The following is a 17,312-nucleotide window of genomic DNA, read 5'->3' on the forward strand; positions in this document are numbered from 1 at the left end:
CGAAGGCGGCGCGGACAGACGCGATGGACACGACATTTGTTGGTACCCAACGGGAGGCTGCGGCGTGAGCAGGCCAGGGTTCGTACTTGAGGTCGATGAGCGGACCCCACCGCTGCTGATCCACCAGGGCGAGGGGTTCCGGCTGGAAAATCTGCCGCTGGGCAGCAAGGTCATCTACGGGCCGGATCCGCTGCCCGGGCTGCGGGACGTGAACGCCGCGATCCGGCACGCGCTGCTGCACCCGCACGGCATGGAGCCGCTGCCCGAGCTGCTGAAGCCGGGCATGAAGCTGACGATCGCGTTCGACGACATCTCGCTGCCGTTGCCGCAGATGCAGACCCCGGACATCCGGCAGCGCATCCTCGAGCACGTGCTGGAGCTGGCCGCGCGCAAGGGCGTCAACGACGTCGAGCTGGTCGCGGCGAACGCGCTGCACCGGCGGATGACGCCGAGCGAGCTGAAGCGGGCGGTCGGCGAGCGGGTGTTCCGCGCGTTCTTCCCCGAGCACCTGCGCAACCACGACGCCGAGGACAAGGACAACATGGTCCACCTCGGCAAGACCGACCACGGTGAGGACGTGGAGCTCAACAAGCGGGCGATGGAGTCCGACCTGTTGATCTACGTCAACATCAACCTGACCCCGATGTCCGGTGGCCCGAAGTCGGTGTCGGTGGGCCTGGCCGGCTACAACAGCCTGCGCCACCACCACAACTCGCACGTGCTGAAGCACTCGCGGTCGTTCAACGACCCGCCGAACTCGGCGATGCACCACTCGTACAACCGGATGGCCGACCTGCTCGGCGGGCACGTCAAGGTGTTCACCATCGAGACGAGCGTCAACAGCGAGTCGTTCCCGTCCGCGATGGGCTTCCTGAACAAGCGCGAGTGGGAGTGGAACCTCAAGGACCAGGCGTCCTACCTCGCGGTCAAGCGGGCCAACGAGATGCTGCCGACCAAGATGCGGCGCAAGGTCTGGCAGAGCCAGTACGCGCCGTACAAGATGACCGGCATCAACGCCGGTGCGCCGAGCGAGGTGCACCCGCTGACCATGGCCAAGGTCCACGAGCAGCAGCGGGTCGAGGTCAACGGCCAGGCCGACATCGGCATCTTCGGCGTGCCGTTCATCTGCCCCTACAACGTCAACTCGATCATGAACCCGATCCTGGTGACGTCGATGGGGCTGGGCTACCAGTTCAACATGTACCTGAACAAGCCGATCGTGCGGCAGGGCGGCGTCGGCATCTTCTACCACCCGATGCCGAACGAGTTCCATCCGGTGCACCACCCGAGCTACATCGACTTCTTCGAAGAGGTGCTGGCCGAGACGACCGACCCGGCGCAGCTGGAAGCCAAGTACGAGAAGCAGTTCGCCACCGACGAGTGGTACATCCACCTGTACCGCAACTCGTACGCGTACCACGGCGTGCACCCGTTCTACATGTGGTACTGGGCGTCGCACGCCATGGACCACCTGGGCGACGTGATCTTCGTCGGCGCGGACCGCAAGACCGCCGCACGGCTGGGCTTCCGTACCGCGACGACGCTGGGCGACGCGCTGGAGATGGCCAAGCACACGGTCGGGTCCAGCCCGGAGATCAGCTACCTGCACATGCCGCCGCTGACCCTCGCGGATGTGAGGTAGGGCCATGGGTCTGATCAGTGAGGCCAAGCTGCTGTCGCGGGGCCGGGACTGGCGTGGCCGGTCCCGCACCCCGCGCTCGGCCGAGCCGTGGGCGCACAAGCACGAGCCGAAGGAGTTCCCGACCGCGTGGGCGCGCACCCCGGTCACCGGCATCGTGCGCACCGCGATCCAGCGCGGCGTGCTCAAGCCGGTGGCCTGGAGCCAGACCCGGGTTACCGTCGAGGGGCGCGAATACCTCGACGGGCTGCGCGGCCCGGCGATCTTCATCGCCAACCACTCCAGCCACCTCGACACGCCGATGATCCTCGGTTCGCTGCCTCGCCGGTTCACCGACCGGCTGGCGGTCGGCGCCGCGGCCGACTACTTCTTCGACGCCCGCTGGCGCGCCTTCACCACCGCGCTGGTGTTCAACACCTTCCCGGTGGAGCGGTACGGGTCGCGCCGGCTGCGCGGGCTCGCCGGCCGGCTGGTCGACGACGCCTGGTCGCTGCTGCTGTTCCCGGAGGGCACCCGGTCGCAGGACGGCTGGATGAACCCGTTCAAGGTGGGCGCCGCGGCGCTGTGCATCTCCAAGGGCATCCCGTGCGTGCCGATCTCGCTGCGCGGCACGTACGGTGCCATGCCGCGCGGCCGCAACTGGCCGCGGCCGGGCCGCCCGAAGGTCGTCATCCGGTACGGCCGGCCGATGCGGGCCGAGGCCGGTGAGGGTGTGCGCGACTTCAGCTTCCGGATGATGTCCGAGGTCACCCGGCTGTGGAACGAGGAGGAGCTCGGCTGGTACGAGGCGCTGCGGGCCTCGGCCGCGGGCCAGCTCTCCGCCCCGACCGGGCCGAAGGCGATCGCCGCCGAGGCCACGCCGGCCATCGAGGCGGCCCCGGCCGCCGGTACCGACGTGGCGCCGGCCGAGCCGGCGGACGCGTCCCGGTGGCGGCGGATCTGGGAGTCCACCCGGCCGCTCGACGACGAGCGCCCCCGCCCGGTCTGGCCCGGCCGCTGAGGCACGGCGGGTACCTGCCGCCCGGCAGGTGCCCGCTCCCGGCGGACATGCCATCGCCGGCGCGGACCGCTTGATTTTCGCTGCGGCGCCCCGTTGAAAGAATCCGATCCGGATCACCGGTACGGCCCCGCCGGCGCGACGCCCGACGGGGCCGGCGCGGGTCAGCGGGCCAGCGCGGTGCGGCCCATCGAACCCCACAGCGAGGGGCCGCCGTGCATGTTCTCGGTCAGTTCGCGCTCCCAGCCGTTCTCGACCGGTACGCCGGCCTCCCGGCACGCTGCCCGGGCGACGTCGGTGGCCGGGGCGAGCTGGTCGCCCCACGCGCCGTCCTCGCCGACCAGCACGATGCGCGCGCCGCGGCGGCCGACGTACTCGATCACGGCGGTAGCACCGTCGTGCTCACTGGTGAACGCCTTGAGTCCCGCCACGATCCCGGAGGGGACCTGTTCGGACTCCGTTGAAGCCATGGGGGTATCTGGCATGTCAGTGAGGCTAGGCAGTCGATGCGCGGCCCGCGGCGGAACTCGTCAAAAGCTGTGATGCGACTTACTGCTCATCGGCCCGTTTACCGCCGGTTTAGTCCGGTCCGCGAGCGCGTCCCGGACCACCATATCGATGGGCATGACATCCCTCACCCGGGGGCCCCGTTCGGTGCCTACAGGAAGGCGTCGACGGCCAGCGCGATGAACAACAGCGTCAGGTAGGTGATCGACCAGTGGAACAGGTACATCGGCTTGATCTTCTGACCGCGCTTCTCGCGGTGCAGCAGCCGGTGCACCTCGAACAGGAACAGCGCGCCGAGCACCACCGCGACCGCGCCGTAGACCCAGCTCGTCGCGACCGGCCAGAGCGCGATCGAGCAGGCGACCATCAACCACGAGTAGATCGCCGACTCCACCAGCACCCGGCGCAGCGAGGCGACCACCGGCAACATCGGCACCCCGGCAGCGGCGTAGTCCTTCTTGAACTTGATCGCCAGCGCCCAGAAGTGCGGCGGCTGCCAGAAGAACACCACCGCGAACACCAGCCACGGCGTGATGCCCAGGCCGCCGGTCACGGCCGCCCAGCCGATCAGTACCGGTGCACTGCCGCAGGCGCCGCCCCAGAACGTGTTCGCCGCGGTGCGCCGCTTGAGCAGCAGCGTGTAGACCACGTCGTAGTAGAAGATCGCGGCGAGCGTCAGCCCGCCGGCCAGCCAGTTGGTGGTCAGCCCGATCAGCAGCACCGAGGTGACGCCGATGACCAGCCCGAACACCAGCGCCGCGCGCGGCGAGACGATGTGCCGCACCAGCGGGCGGGTCGAGGTGCGCCGCATCACCTGGTCGATGTCGCGGTCGATGTAGCAGTTGAGCGCGTTGGCGCTGCCGGCGGCGAGCGCGCCGCCCACCACCACGATCACCATCGTCACGATGCTCGGCAACCCGTGCGCGGCGAGGAACATGGCCGGCACCGTGGTGATCAGCAGCAGCTCGATGATGCGCGGCTTGGTCAGCGCCAGGTAGGCGGCGAACACCGCCCTCGCGTGCGCGGCCCGCGTCGGCGTCGAGGCAACGGCCGGGGCGGTCTCCGCGGACTGCTGCGCGTCGGAGGCTTCGCGGTCGGCGACCGTACTCACGCGGATCCAGCCACCTTCCGGCGTCGGGACGAGGAGTGCTCCTGCGAACTGCACCGGAGCCGTACTACGTGTCGTAGAACAGACTAGTGCCGCTCGGTGCGCCGGCTGCGGCAGGGTGCCGGATTCGGCGCGCCCATCTCACCCCGGAGGGACGGTGGCGAGCCGGTCACCCGCGGTACCGACGGACCCCCGGCGCACGCCCGCACGTCGCGATGAGAAACGATGGACAAACGATTGCCGACCAACGGCATCGACGACCGGCAGGGTGCGTTTCCCCTGACTACAGGTTGGCACAGGGTCCAGCAGGTGGCACGCGAGGGATCCAACCACGCTGCGTGCGCGGCGTGGGTAGGGTCGACCTGGTGGGTTTCAGGCGGGCACGTGCACGCACGCCGCACACCACCGGTTCGAAGCAACGTTGAGGACAGGAGAGCCATACCGTGACGGACACCCCATTCGAATGGTCTGAGCTCGACCGGCGCACGGTGGACACGGTCCGGGTCCTCGCCGCGGACGCCGTCGAGCAGGCGGGCAGCGGCCACCCCGGCACCGCGATGAGCCTCGCGCCGGCCGCGTACCTGCTGTTCCAGCGGGTGATGCGGCACGACCCGGCCAACCCCGACTGGGCCGGACGGGACCGCTTCGTGCTCTCCGCCGGGCACTCCAGCCTCACCCTGTACATCCAGCTCTACCTGGCCGGGTACGGCCTGGAGCTGGAGGACCTCAAGCAGCTGCGGCAGTGGCAGTCGCGGACCCCCGGGCACCCGGAGCACGGCCACACCGCCGGCGTCGAGACCACCACCGGGCCGCTCGGCCAGGGGCTCGGCAACGCGGTCGGGATGGCGATGGCGGCCCGCCGGGAGCGCGGCCTGTACGACCCGGACGCGGCGCCGCAGCGCAGCCCGTTCGACCACTTCGTGTACGCGATCTGCTCCGACGGCGACATCGAAGAGGGCATCACGCACGAGGTCAGCGCGCTGGCCGGGCACCAGCAGCTGGGCAACCTGGTCGTGCTCTACGACGACAACTACATCTCGATCGAGGACGACACCAACGTCGCCAAGTCCGAGGACGTGCTGGCCCGCTACGAGGCGTACGGCTGGCACGTGCAGAAGGTGGACTGGACCACAGGTGGCGATTATCACGAGGACCCGGAGGCGCTGTACCGGGCGATCGAGGCCGCGAAGGCGGTGACCGACAAGCCGTCGTTCATCGCGCTGCGCACCATCATCGGCTGGCCGGCGCCGAACAAGCAGAACACCGGCAAGATCCACGGTTCGGCGCTGGGCGCCGACGAGCTCGCCGCCACCAAGAAGGTCCTCGGCTTCGACCCGGAGCAGCACTTCGCAGTCGCCGACGACGTCCTGGCGCACGCCCGCAAGGCGCTGGCCCGCGGCGAGGCCGAGCAGGCCGAGTGGACCAAGGGCTACGACGCCTGGGCGAAGGCCAACCCGGAGCGGCACGCCCTGTACGAGCGGCTGTCCCGGCGGGCGCTGCCGGACGGCTGGCACACCGCGCTGCCGGAGTTCCCGGCCGACGCAAAGGGCATGGCCACCCGCAAGGCGTCCAGCAAGGTGATCAACTCGATCGCCGAGATGCTGCCCGAGCTGTGGGGCGGCTCCGCCGACCTGGCCGAGAGCAACAACACCACCATCGAGGGCGCCGAGTCGTTCCTGCCCACCGAGCACGCGACGAAGATGTTCCCCGGCGACCCGTACGGCCGGGTGCTGCACTTCGGCATCCGCGAGCACGGCATGGGCTCGATCCTCAACGGCATCGTGCTGCACGGCGGGACCCGCCCGTTCGGCGGCACGTTCCTGGTGTTCAGCGACTACATGCGGCCCGCGGTGCGGCTCGCGGCGCTGATGCAGCTGCCGGTGGTCTACGTGTGGACGCACGACTCGATCGGGCTGGGCGGCGACGGCCCGACCCACCAGCCGATCGAGCACCTGACCGCGCTGCGCGCCATCCCCGGCCTGGACGTGGTCCGGCCGGCCGACGCGAACGAGACCGCGTGGGCGTGGCGGGGTGCGCTGGAGCACACCGACCGGCCGACCGCGCTGGTGCTGTCCCGGCAGAACCTGCCGACCGTCGACCGTGCCACCCACGGCGCGGCCGAGGGCACCGCCAAGGGCGGGTACGTGCTCGCCGAGGCCGAGGGGGCCGCGCCGGAGGTGATCCTGGTGGCCACCGGCAGCGAGGTGCAGCTCGCGCTGCGCTCCCGGGACGCGCTGCAGGCCGAGGGGGTGCCGACCCGGGTGGTCTCGATGCCGTGCACCGAGTGGTTCGAGGCGCAGCCCCGGTCGTACCGGGACGAGGTGCTGCCGCCGTCGGTGCGGGCGCGCGTCTCGGTCGAGGCCGGCATCGCGCTGTACTGGCGGGGCATCGTGGGTGATCTGGGCGAGTCGGTGAGCATCGAGCACTACGGCGCCAGCGCACCCGACACCGTCCTGTTCGAGGAGTTCGGTTTCACCGTCGACAAGGTGGTGGCGGCCGCGCACCGCAGCCGCGAGCGGGTGGCCGCCATCGGCTGACCGGGAACGTTTGACGGCGGGTTTCCCGTTGAACCCATAAAGGGAACAGAACACGAACGCAGCCGCGCGCCCCGCCGGCGGGCCTGGCGAGCGGCAGGAGGTGAAAGCTCATCATGACCGACAAACTCGCCGAACTGTCCGCAGCCGGCGTGGCGCTGTGGCTCGACGACATCTCCCGGCAACGGCTCGTCTCGGGCAACCTGGACGAGCTGCGCCGGGACAAGCACGTCGTCGGCGTCACCAGCAACCCGACGATCTTCGCCAAGGCGCTGGCCGGTGCCGACGCGTACGCCTCGCAGGTCACCGACCTGGCGCGGCGCGGCGTCTCGCTGGACGAGGCCACCCGGATGATCACCACGTACGACGTGCGCTGGGCCTGCGACGTGCTGCGCCCCGAGTACGACGCGAGCGACGGGGTCGACGGCCGGGTCTCGCTGGAGGTCGACCCGCGACTCGCGCACGAGACCGACAAGACCGTCGCCGAGGCCAGCGCGCTGTGGTGGCTGGTGGACCGGCCGAACCTGTTCATCAAGATCCCGGCCACGCCGGAGGGCGTGCCGGCGATCACCGCCACCCTGGCGGAGGGCATCAGCGTGAACGTGACGCTGATCTTCGGCCTGGAGCGGTATGCCGAGGTGATCGACGCGTTCTTCGCCGGGCTGGAGCAGGCCAAGGCGAACGGGCACGACCTGTCCCGGCTGACCAGCGTCGCGTCGTTCTTCGTCTCCCGGGTCGACACCGAGGTGGACAAGCGCCTGGACGCGATCGGCGGCCCGGAGGCGGACAAGCTGCGCGCCACCGCGGCGATCGCCAACGCCCGGCTCGCCTACCAGCTGTACGAGCAGAAGTTCGCCTCCGAGCGGTGGCAGGCACTGGCCGCGGCCGGCGCGAAGCCGCAGCGTCCGCTGTGGGCCTCCACCAGCACCAAGGACCCGAACCTGCGCGACACCCTGTACGTGGAGGAGCTCGTCGCCCCGGGCGTGGTGAACACCGCGCCGGAGAAGACCATCCTCGCCTACGCCGACCACGGGGAGACCCGCGGTGACACCATCACCGGCAACTACGCCGACGCGCAGCAGGTGATGGAGTCACTCAGGGCGCTGGGCGTCGACTTCGACGACGTGACCGCGGTGCTGGAGCGCGAGGGCGTGGAGAAGTTCGAGAAGAGCTGGCAGGAGCTGCTGGACAGCGTGTCCGACCAGCTCGGCCAGGCGAAGTGACCGCATCCGCGGACGAACCCGCGGCCGCCGGGCGTAACCGCCCGGCGGCCACCGATGCAGGGAGGGCACCAGTGAGGCGGTCCGCCGCCACCGAGCCTGTCAAGGCTCGCAACCCGCTGCGCGATCCGCAGGATCGCCGGCTGCCGCGGGTACCGGAGCCGTGCGCCTTGGTGATCTTCGGGGTCACCGGCGACCTGGCCCGCAAGAAACTGATTCCGGCCGTCTACGACCTCGCGAACCGGGGGCTGCTGCCGCCCGGTTTCGTCATGCTGGGCTTCGCCCGGCGCGACTGGGGGCACGGCGACTTCGAGTCCATCGCCCGGGACGCGGCGCAGCAGCATGCGCGTACCCCGTGGCGGGAGCAGGTGTGGGCCCGGCTGTCGGGCAGCATCAAGTTCGTACCGGGCTCGTTCGACGACGACGAGGCGTTCGACACGCTCGCCGCCACCCTGGACAAGCTGCGCGAGACGCACGGCATCCCCGGCAACGCGGCGTTCTACCTGTCGATCCCGCCGCCGGCGTTCCCGACCGTGCTCAAGCAGCTGGAGCGCACCGGGATGGCCGACAACGACAAGTCCGGCGGCTGGCGCCGGGTGGTGGTGGAGAAGCCGTTCGGGCACGACCTGGACTCGGCACGGGAGCTCAACGGCCTGGTGGACAACGTGTTCACCCCGCACGACGTGTTCCGCATCGACCACTACCTCGGCAAAGAGACGGTGCAGAACATCCTGGCACTGCGCTTCGCCAACACGCTGTTCGAGCCGGTCTGGAACTCGCACTACGTCGACTCGGTGCAGATCACGATGGCCGAGGACGTCGGCATCGGTACCCGCGCCGGGTTCTACGACGCGGCCGGCGCCGCCCGGGACGTGCTGCAGAACCACCTGCTGCAGCTGCTGACGATGGTGGCGCTGGAGGAGCCGGTCAGCTTCGACTCCGAGTCGCTGCGGGTGGAGAAGCTGAAGGTGCTGCGGGCGATCACGCTGCCCGACGACACCAAGCGCTACGCCATCCGCGGGCAGTACAGCCAGGGATGGGTCGCCGGCGAGCGCGCGATCGGCTACCACCAGGAGAAGGACGTCCCGGCCGACTCGACCACCGAGACCTACGTCGCGGTCCGGCTCGGCGTGCAGAACCGGCGGTGGGCCGGGGTGCCGTTCTACATCCGGGCCGGCAAGCGGCTGCCGCGGCGGGTCACCGAGATCGCGGTGTCGTTCAAGACCGCGCCGCACCTGCCGTTCGCCAAGACCGACACCGAGGAGCTGGGCCACAACCAGCTGGTGATCCGGGTCCAGCCGGACGAGGGCGTCACGCTCAAGTTCGGGTCGAAGGTGCCCGGCAGCGCCATGGAGGTCCGCGACATCGCGATGGACTTCCTGTACGGCGAGGCGTTCACCGAGTCCTCCCCGGAGGCGTACGAGCGGCTCATCCTGGACGTGCTGATCGGCGACAAGACGCTGTTCCCGAACTCCCAGGAGGTCGAGGAGAGCTGGAAGATCGTCGACCCGCTCGAGGAGTACTGGACGAACACCACGCCCTACCACTACCGGGCCGGTGAGTGGGGCCCGCGCGAGGCCGACGAGATGCTGGCCCGCGATGGTCGGACCTGGAGGCGGCCGTGATCGCACTGTGGGACACCACCGGTCAAGAGGTGGTCAAGGCACTGGCCGCGGAGCGGCGCAGCGCGGGCGGCGTGACCAGCGGCCTGGCGTTGACGCTGATCGCCGTGGTCGACGAGCGGCACGTGCGCGACACCGAGCAGGCCGCGATGATCGCCGCGCAGCAGCACCCGTGCCGGCTGATCATCGTGGTCCGGCGCAACGTGCTCGACCAGGACTCCCGGCTGGACGCCGAGATCATGGTCGGCGGCCGGCTCGGCCCGTGCGAGGCGGTCATCATGCGCATGCACGGCCGGCTCGCGCTGCACGCCGAGTCGGTGGCGCTGCCGTTGCTGGCCCCGGACGTCCCGGTGGTCACCTGGTGGCACGGCGACCCGCCGGAGAAGATCGCGTACGACCCGCTGGGGGTGGTCGCCGACCGGCGCATCACCGACACCGCGCAGGCGGCCGACCCGGACGCGGCGCTGAAGTGGCGGGCCGAGGACTACGCGCCGGGCGACACCGACCTGGCCTGGACCCGGCTGACACCCTGGCGCACCACGCTGGCCGGCGCGTACGACACCGCCGACGGGGTGGCCGCCGACAAGGTGACGATCAAGGGCGACCGGCACGACCCGAGTGCCCGGCTGTTGGGCGGCTGGCTGCAGGCGCGGCTGGGCGTCAAGCCGACGTACGCCGACGGGGACGGCAAGGCGATCGCCTCGGTCGAGGTGACCGTGAAGTCCGGCGGCACGCTGAGCGTCACCGCGGACGACGGTACGGCGGTGCTCAGCCGCACCGGGTTCCCGGACCGGACGATGCCGCTGCTGCGGCAGCCGCTCGGTGAGGAGCTGGCCGAGGAGCTGCGCCGGCTCGACCCGGACGAGCCGTACGCGGCCGCCCTGTCGTCGACCACCGGCATCAGGGGCCTGAACGACCGGGAGAGCCAGCGGGTACACATCTGGCACGACCCGGCGCTGGCGGAGAAGCCGGAGCCGGACGAGCCGGACACGCCGCCACCGGCGGCACGCAAGAAGCCGGCGAAGTCCGGCAAGTGAGCCGGGACCCGGGGCGCGTCGACATGGCGCGCCCCGGGTCGTCTCGGCATCCGATCGACCGCGGCCCGTCGGCGCACCGCCGGGTCGCCGAGCAACAGGGAACGGAGAGACCGGTGAGTTCGAGGGTGATCGTGCACGCCGACGCCGGGGTGCTGGCGGAGGCGGTCGCGGCCCGGCTGACCACCCGGCTGCTGGACGCGCAGGCCGCCCGCGGGGTGGCCAGCGTGGTGCTGACCGGTGGGCGGATCGCGGACGCGGTGCACCGGGCGGTGGCCGCCTCCCGCGCCAGGGACGCGATCGACTGGTCCCGGGTCGACGTGTGGTGGGGCGACGAGCGGTTCCTGCCGGCCGGCGACCCGGAGCGCAACGAGACGCAGGCGCGCGCCGCGCTGCTGTCGGCGGTACCGCTGGATCCGGCGCGGGTGCACCCGATGCCGGCGAGCGACGGGCCGGACGGTGACGACGCGCAGGCGGCCGCGGAACGGTACGCGGCAGCGCTCGCCACGGCGGCCGGGCCGGGTCACCAGACGATCCCGTACTTCGACGTGCTGATGCTCGGGGTCGGCGAGGACGGGCACGTGGCGTCGCTGTTCCCGGAGCACCCGGCGGCGCACCCGGACTCGTACGGCGAGGCCACGGTGATCCCGGTGCACAACGCGCCGAAGCCGCCGCCGACCCGGTTGAGCCTGACTCCCCCGGTGATCGACTCCGCCGAGGAGGTGTGGCTGGTCGCGTCCGGCGCCGGCAAGGCACGGGCGGTCGAGCTGGCGCTGGCCGGCCCGGGCCCGGTGCAGTTGCCGGCCGGTGGGGTGCACGGCACCCAGGACACGGTGTGGCTGCTCGATCAGGCCGCGGCCGCCGGCGTCCCCGCCCGGTTCCGTTCCCCGCTTCGTTAGGTCTGCGGCCCCGGGCGACGGCCTTCGTCGCTCTCCTCGGGGCTCGGCACCCGCCGATCGGCACACCACCCGGTGTACCGGTCGGCGGCTGGCTACGCTCGTTCGCCGCGGAGTCGGGCGAGCGCCTCGGCGAGGATCGCCTCGCCATCGCTGTCGCTGCGGCGTTCCTTCACGTACGCGAGGTGGGTCTTGTACGGCTCGGTGCGCGGTCGCTCGGGCGGGTTGTCCCGGTCGCGTCCGGCCGGCAGGCCGCACCGCGGGCAGTCCCAGGTGTCGGGTGCCGCGGCACCCGCCGAGAACAGCGGCCGAGCCTCATGACCGTTCGCGCACCAGTAACTGACGTGCTGCCGGGGGGCCGGTTCGGCGTGATCGGCCCAGCGTGCCGGGCCGGCGCCGACTCGTGTTCCACGGATGGCGCTGTTGCCAGTGGCCACGGTTTCTCGCTCCTGTCTTCGCGCTGGGGGGTGCAGAACGCAAGACACCACGCGAGTCCGCCACGACGGGCCGGGACAGACTCAGCGCGCGGCCGCATTGCGGCCGCGCGCTGAGTTTATGACGAATCCCCTGTTCAGGCACCTGCCCGGGGGTGATTTTCACATTACGACTTAGCTTGGAACACTTTCAGCAACAATCCGAGGCCGACAATGCAGGCGAACCACAGCACGCCGCAGATGACGGTGAACCGGTCCAGGTTCTTCTCCGCGACCGACGAACCGGACAGGCTCGACGACACACCGCCACCGAACATGCTGGACAGCCCGCCGCCCTTGCCGCGGTGCAGCAGGATCAGCAGCACCATCACGCCGCTGGTGGCGAACAGGAGGCCGGTCAGGACGTACACCAACCAGTTCATGCGGGGCGAATCCTCTCGGGTACATCGGGCGGTCCGGTCGCGCCGGGTCGACACGTCGGGCGGGCCGCACGCAATCAGAGCAGGGCGCCGCACACCGTGACCGGTGTCCCAGCATAACCGGCCATCGGCGCACGACCACGGGCAGACCCGTACCGAAACGCGCCGGCCGGCGGCCTCGACGGTACCCGTCGATCACGCTCGGCGCAGGCCCAGGCCCAGCACGTCCGGCTCACCGTAGACCGGCTGCATGACCGCGCCGCCGACATCGCCGCCGTACATCGCCAGGCCCCGCTCGTACAGGATCGGCACCACCGCGCCGCGGTCCCGGACGGCGGCGTCCACGGCGGCCCAGCCGGCGTCCTGCCGCCGGCGGCTGGTCGCGGCCTGCGCGGCGTCGATCATGTCGTTCACGGCCGGATCGTCGAGCTGGGACAGGTTGTAGTTGCCACCCGTGGCGTTGCCCTCCAGCAGCCGGCCGTCGAACAGCGTCGGCAGGTACGAGGAGCCGTTCGGCCAGTCCGGTACCCAGGCCGCGAGGACCAGGTCGTGCTCGGCCCGGGGATCGCCGACCACGTCGTAGAAGCGGGACTTGGGGATCGCGTTGGCGTGCACCTGGACGCCGATGCGCTGCAGCGAGTCGACGATCGTCTGCGCCGCCCAGCGGAAGCTCGACACGTCCTGGTAGTCCAGCGTCAGCTGGTCGGGGCACCGGCCGGTACGGCCGATCAGCGACACCGCCGCGGACAGGTCACCGGCCGGGGCGGCGACGGTGGGATGCCGGACGGTCGGCGCGATGTCGCGCGGCAGCATCGTGGCGGCGTAGTCGCCGGCGACGAACCCGCCGACCGCCATCCGGTACGCCTGCTTGTCCAGCACGTGCCCGATCGCCCGCCGGCAGCGCAGGTCGGTGACCCGCCGGGTGTTGATCGCGAGGTAGCGGATCGCGCCGGTCGGGCCGGACACGGTCCGGGCACTCTGCTCCGGATCGTTGATGACCTGCTGGACGAAGTTCGCCGGCACGTTGTAGTCGAGCTGGATCGAGGCGCGGGCGTTGCCGCGGTCGGTGACCAGCGCGTCGGTCGACCAGCCGGGGTCGGCGCCGAACCGCACCACGAACCGGTCCGGGTACGCCGGCCGGATCGGGTCGCTGGCCGCACGCCAGTACCGGTTGCGGGTCAGCACCAGCTCGCTGTCGGTCCGGCGGGCGATCCGGTACGGGCCGTCGGAGGCCGGCCGGGCGTCGTAGTCGCCGCGGGCGTCGAGGTCCGGACGCACCGGCGCGAACACCGGCATCGCCACCACGTCGCCGAAGTCCCCGCACGGCCGGCGAAGGTGGAAGGTCACCGTCCGGCCGTCGCAGCGCACCGAGGACAGCCCGGGCGCCGACGCGTCGCCGGGTGGCGGCCCGTGGTACCCGGCGGTGTCGGCGAGCAACTGCCGCGGGTAGCTCGGGCCACCGGCCGCGGCGGGCGCGAAGCTGCGCTCCACGCCGTACCGCAGCTGCGCGCAGGTGACCGGCTTGCCGTCGGCCCAGCGGGCGCCGGTTCGCAGGGTGAACCGCCAGGTGCGGTTGCCGTCGGAGGCCCGGCCGAGGTCGGTGGCGAGGTCCGGGTGCACCGTCACGCCGACCCCGTTCGGGTTGGTACGAAAGGCGGTCAGGGTGCGGTAGATCAGGCGGCTGACGTTGAGCGCGGCCGTGGTGAAGGTGCGCTGCGGGTCCAGGTGCGCGAACCCGTTGGACTCGGCGAGCAGGTAGACGGTCCCGCCGCGGCGCAGTACGCGGGCCGGCTCGGCGTGGCCGGCCGGCCCGGAGCAGCCGGCGGCGACGGCCAGCAGCGCCGTCCCGATGGCAGCGATCCCCACGATCCGCACATTGTGTAGCCATACAAGTACTCCGCGCACCCTGCGAAGATAGCCTCGGCCGGGGCGCGACCGCCGAGCAGGGCACGCATGCCGCGACCGTGACGACCTCGATGGAAACGGGTCGGTGGAAACGGGTCGGTGGAAACGGAGAGGACGGCACCGTGTCGATGGGTGCGGCCCGGACCGCCGCGCGGGTGGCGCTGTGGGTGTTCGTCGGCGTCGCCGCGCTCGGACTCGTTGCGCTGTCCCCGCTGCTGATCTGGCCGCTGCTGCACGCCCACACCGACGCCGACTGGCGGCGGCTCGGCGCGGTCGGCGACACGTACGGCGGGGTCGCCGCGATCGTCTCCGGTGTCGCCCTGCTCGGCGTGGCCGGATCGCTCGTCCTGCAACGGCGACAGAGCCGGATCGAGCGCGAGTACGCGTTCCGCGAGTATCACCGCGAGATGCTGCGGATGTCGATGGACGATCCGGCGCTCGCTGCGTGCTGGGGGCCGCAGCGTGACACCGGCCTGGCGGTCGACGTCCACTTCTACGTGACCCTGATGATCGGCTACTGGCACGCCGGCTGGCTGGTCGGCGCGTTCAACGAGCAACGGCTGCGGCTGAGCCTGCGAACGTTCTTCGCCGGCGACATCGGCCGCCGCTCCTGGCGCGAGCACGACAGCCAGCGGATGATCGGGCGCTCCCGGCGCAGCCGCCGCTTCTTCCGCATGGTCGAGCAGGAGTACCGCACCGCGGTCGCGGCCGGGCCGCCGGTCACCGTGCGACCACGGGTGCGCACGACACGGCCGACCACCGCACCGCAGCGGAACGAACGCACCCTGCCCGCCGCGACCGGTCCGGACACGGCGGCGGCAACGGCGGACACTGGCGCCGCGACGCAGCCGGTACGGCGGGGTGGTCCGGCCGGCCGCACGCTCGCCACGGGCGTGGGAGCACTCGTGGTGGGCGCCGCGATCGGGTGGTGGATACGCGAAAGGGGCGGACGCCGCGGCGCCCGCCCCTGACCACTGGTCGGCCTCAGCCGAACAGGTCGCGGTAGCGGCAGATCAGCACGAACTCCTCGACGTCCAGGCTGGCCCCGCCAACCAGGGCGCCGTCGATGTCCGGCTGCGCCATGATCCCGGCGATGTTCTTCGACTTCACCGAACCGCCGTAGAGGATGCGGATCTGCTCGGCCACCTCCGGCGAGTACAGCTCGGCCAGCCGGACCCGCAGCGCCGTGATGACCTCCTGCGCGTCCTCGGGCGTCGCGGTCTCGCCGGTACCGATCGCCCAGACCGGCTCGTACGCCACCACCAGGGAGACGGCCTGCTCGGCCGTGACGCCCTTGAGCGCGGCGCCCAGCTGCTCGGTGCAGTGCGCGACGTGACCGTCCGCCTTGCGCACGTGCAGACCCTCGCCGACGCACAGGATCGGCGCGATCTCGTGCTTGATCGCCGCCCGCAGCTTGGCGTTGACGACCGCGTCGTCCTCGCCGTGATGCTCGCGCCGCTCCGAGTGCCCGACCAGCACGTACGAACAGCCGAGCTTGGCGAGCATCACGCCGGAGATGTCCCCGGTGTAGGCACCCGAGTCGTACGGCGAGAGGTCCTGCGCGCCGTACCCGATCAGCAGCTTGTCGCCGGCCACCAGGGTCTGCACGCTGCGGATGTCGGTGAACGGGGGCAGCACCACCGTTTCCACCGCCGACAGCTGCTTCTCGTTCAGCGAGAACGCGAGCTTCTGGGTCAGCGCGATGGCCTCGAGATGGTTGAGGTTCATCTTCCAGTTGCCCACCATCAGCGGCCGGCGGCCCGGCACCGCCTCGGGCTTCTTCGCCATCGGTTCAGGCCTCCAACGCCGCGACGCCGGGCAGGGTCTTGCCCTCCAGGTACTCCAACGAGGCGCCGCCACCGGTGGAGATGTGCGAGAAGCTCGCCTCGTCCACCCCCAGCGCGCGCACCGCGGCGGCCGAGTCGCCACCCCCGACCACGCTGAACCCGGCGCCGGCCACGGCCTCGGCGACCGCCTTCGTACCCGCCGCGAACGGCTCGTACTCGAAGACGCCCATCGGGCCGTTCCAGAACACGGTGGCCGCGCCGGCCAGCTTCCCCGCGAACGCCCGCGCCGTCTCCGGGCCGATGTCGAGGCCCTTGTCGCCGGCGCCGATCGCGTCGACGCCGACCACCCGGGTCTCCGCGGTGGCCGACAGCTCGGCCGCGACCACCACATCGGTGGGCAGCACGATCTTGGCGCCCGCCTCGGCCAGCAGCTGCTTGCAGGTGTCGATCTGGTCGGCCTCCAGCAGCGAGTCACCGACCCCGTGGCCCTGCGCAGCCAGCAGGGTGAAGCACATCCCGCCGCCGATCAGCAGCGCGTCCACCTTCGGCAGCAGGTTGTTGATGACGCCGAGCTTGTCGGACACCTTCGCCCCGCCGAGCACCACCACGTACGGCCGCTTCGGGTCGCTGGTCAGCGTCGACAGCGTGTCCAGCTCACGCACCACCAGGCCGCCGGCGAAGTGCGGCAGCAGCTTCGGCACGTCGTAGACGCTCGCGTGCTTGCGGTGCACCGCGCCGAACGCGTCGTCCACGTACGCCTCGCCGTAGCGGGCCAGCTTCACCGCGAACTCGCCGCGCTGCGCGTCGTCCTTGCTGGTCTCCCCGGCGTTGAAGCGCAGGTTCTCCAGCAGCGCGACCTCCCCGGCCGCGAGCGAGGCGGTGACGGCGTCGGCCGACTCCCCCACCGTGTCGGTCGCGAACGCCACCGGCGCCCCCAACAGCTCGGAGAACCGGGCCGCGACCGGGGCCAGCGAGTACTTCGGGTCCGGGGCGCCCTTCGGGCGGCCCAGGTGCGAGCAGACCACCACGTGCGCGCCGGCCTCGGCCAGCGCCCGGATGGTCGGCAGCACCGCGCGGATCCGGCCGTCGTCGGTCACCGTGACCGACTCCTCGGTGTGCCGCAGCGGCACGTTCAGGTCGGCGCGCACCAGCACGCGCCGACCGGAGACGCCCTCCGCGAGCAGATCGTCCAGGGTTCGCATGAACGTCC

At 71.4% G+C, this 17,312-nt stretch carries 15 protein-coding genes; 8 read left to right on the top strand and 7 right to left on the bottom strand.

The features are described from left to right. The first annotated feature begins 64 nt into the window (after window positions 1-64). Together larAH and Asera_RS24315 are read left to right on the top strand one after the other, a co-directional pair. Complete coding sequence (larAH, locus tag Asera_RS24310) at window positions 65-1,642, top strand: NPN-dependent hydroxyacid isomerase, LarAH14/15/16 family (RefSeq protein ID WP_030447527.1); 1,578 nt, start codon at window positions 65-67, stop codon at window positions 1,640-1,642. 4 nt (window positions 1,643-1,646) lie between these two features. Next, window positions 1,647-2,639, top strand: a complete 993-nt coding sequence (locus tag Asera_RS24315) for a lysophospholipid acyltransferase family protein (protein WP_035297378.1) — start codon at window positions 1,647-1,649, stop codon at window positions 2,637-2,639. Between the two features lie 161 nt (window positions 2,640-2,800). Here the strand turns inward: Asera_RS24315 and Asera_RS24320 are convergent, their stop codons facing one another. Together Asera_RS24320 and Asera_RS24325 are read right to left on the bottom strand one after the other, a co-directional pair. Beyond that, window positions 2,801-3,106: a hypothetical protein gene (locus Asera_RS24320; protein WP_244844008.1), complete on the bottom strand. Its 306-nt coding sequence runs from the start codon at window positions 3,104-3,106 to the stop codon at window positions 2,801-2,803. Window positions 3,107-3,294: 188 nt separating this feature from the next. Continuing rightward, entirely contained in the window at window positions 3,295-4,254 is a 960-nt protein-coding gene (locus Asera_RS24325) for a heme o synthase (protein ID WP_030447530.1), read from the bottom strand. A gap of 440 nt (window positions 4,255-4,694) precedes the next feature. Here Asera_RS24325 and tkt point away from each other — a divergent pair, with 440 nt between their 5' ends. The 5 genes from tkt to pgl all read left to right on the top strand — a co-directional run bounded on the left by tkt (window position 4,695) and on the right by pgl (window position 11,560). Further along, entirely contained in the window at window positions 4,695-6,788 is a 2,094-nt protein-coding gene (tkt, locus tag Asera_RS24330) for a transketolase (protein WP_030447531.1), read from the top strand. Window positions 6,789-6,901: 113 nt separating this feature from the next. Continuing rightward, window positions 6,902-8,008 (top strand): transaldolase, encoded by a 1,107-nt coding sequence (gene tal / locus Asera_RS24335; protein WP_030447532.1) that lies wholly within the window; start codon window positions 6,902-6,904, stop codon window positions 8,006-8,008. Window positions 8,009-8,079: 71 nt separating this feature from the next. Beyond that, window positions 8,080-9,630: a glucose-6-phosphate dehydrogenase gene (zwf, locus tag Asera_RS24340; protein WP_030447533.1), complete on the top strand. Its 1,551-nt coding sequence runs from the start codon at window positions 8,080-8,082 to the stop codon at window positions 9,628-9,630. Next, on the top strand, window positions 9,627-10,664 hold the full coding sequence (locus tag Asera_RS24345) for a glucose-6-phosphate dehydrogenase assembly protein OpcA (protein WP_084132004.1): 1,038 nt from the start codon (window positions 9,627-9,629) through the stop codon (window positions 10,662-10,664). The genes zwf and Asera_RS24345 overlap by 4 nt, the downstream gene beginning before the upstream one ends. A gap of 113 nt (window positions 10,665-10,777) precedes the next feature. Then, the gene (gene pgl, locus Asera_RS24350) at window positions 10,778-11,560 is read left to right on the top strand and encodes a 6-phosphogluconolactonase (RefSeq protein ID WP_030447535.1); all 783 of its coding nucleotides are present in this window, start codon (window positions 10,778-10,780) and stop codon (window positions 11,558-11,560) included. Window positions 11,561-11,652: 92 nt separating this feature from the next. On the opposite strand, the gene Asera_RS24355 is transcribed toward pgl, so the two are convergent. From Asera_RS24355 to Asera_RS24365, 3 genes are all read right to left on the bottom strand, one after another. Further along, the gene (locus Asera_RS24355) at window positions 11,653-11,994 is read right to left on the bottom strand and encodes an RNA polymerase-binding protein RbpA (RefSeq protein ID WP_030447536.1); all 342 of its coding nucleotides are present in this window, start codon (window positions 11,992-11,994) and stop codon (window positions 11,653-11,655) included. Window positions 11,995-12,158: 164 nt separating this feature from the next. Further along, the gene (gene secG / locus Asera_RS24360; RefSeq protein ID WP_030447537.1) at window positions 12,159-12,413 is read right to left on the bottom strand and encodes a preprotein translocase subunit SecG; all 255 of its coding nucleotides are present in this window, start codon (window positions 12,411-12,413) and stop codon (window positions 12,159-12,161) included. A gap of 192 nt (window positions 12,414-12,605) precedes the next feature. Then, window positions 12,606-14,276, bottom strand: a complete 1,671-nt coding sequence (locus tag Asera_RS24365; protein ID WP_157034946.1) for an ABC transporter substrate-binding protein — start codon at window positions 14,274-14,276, stop codon at window positions 12,606-12,608. 167 nt (window positions 14,277-14,443) lie between these two features. On the opposite strand from Asera_RS24365, the gene Asera_RS24370 reads away from it, so the two are divergent. Further along, window positions 14,444-15,286: a DUF6082 family protein gene (locus Asera_RS24370; RefSeq protein WP_030447539.1), complete on the top strand. Its 843-nt coding sequence runs from the start codon at window positions 14,444-14,446 to the stop codon at window positions 15,284-15,286. Window positions 15,287-15,299: 13 nt separating this feature from the next. Here the strand turns inward: Asera_RS24370 and tpiA are convergent, their stop codons facing one another. Then, window positions 15,300-16,103 carry a triose-phosphate isomerase gene (gene tpiA, locus Asera_RS24375; protein WP_030447540.1) on the bottom strand — a complete coding sequence of 268 codons (804 nt, stop codon included), beginning with the start codon at window positions 16,101-16,103 and terminating at the stop codon, window positions 15,300-15,302. A 4-nt stretch (window positions 16,104-16,107) separates the two neighbouring features. Next, window positions 16,108-17,304: a phosphoglycerate kinase gene (locus Asera_RS24380; protein ID WP_030447541.1), complete on the bottom strand. Its 1,197-nt coding sequence runs from the start codon at window positions 17,302-17,304 to the stop codon at window positions 16,108-16,110. Between the last annotated feature and the right edge of the window lie 8 nt (window positions 17,305-17,312).

The organism is Actinocatenispora sera, assembly GCF_018324685.1.
GTDB classification, from domain to species: Bacteria; Actinomycetota; Actinomycetes; order Mycobacteriales; family Micromonosporaceae; genus Actinocatenispora; species Actinocatenispora sera.

Bases quoted from the DNA above. Each gene is read 5' to 3' on its own strand.
- Asera_RS24315 (WP_035297378.1), top strand. From the start codon at position 1,647: ATGGGTCTGATCAGTGAGGCCAAGCTGCTGTCGCGGGGCCGGGACTGG.
- Asera_RS24320 (WP_244844008.1), bottom strand. From the start codon at position 3,106: ATGGCTTCAACGGAGTCCGAACAGGTCCCCTCCGGGATCGTGGCGGGA.
- tal (WP_030447532.1), top strand. From the start codon at position 6,902: ATGACCGACAAACTCGCCGAACTGTCCGCAGCCGGCGTGGCGCTGTGG.
- secG (WP_030447537.1), bottom strand. From the start codon at position 12,413: ATGAACTGGTTGGTGTACGTCCTGACCGGCCTCCTGTTCGCCACCAGC.
- Asera_RS24370 (WP_030447539.1), top strand. From the start codon at position 14,444: ATGGGTGCGGCCCGGACCGCCGCGCGGGTGGCGCTGTGGGTGTTCGTC.
- tpiA (WP_030447540.1), bottom strand. From the start codon at position 16,103: ATGGCGAAGAAGCCCGAGGCGGTGCCGGGCCGCCGGCCGCTGATGGTG.
- Asera_RS24380 (WP_030447541.1), bottom strand. From the start codon at position 17,304: ATGCGAACCCTGGACGATCTGCTCGCGGAGGGCGTCTCCGGTCGGCGC.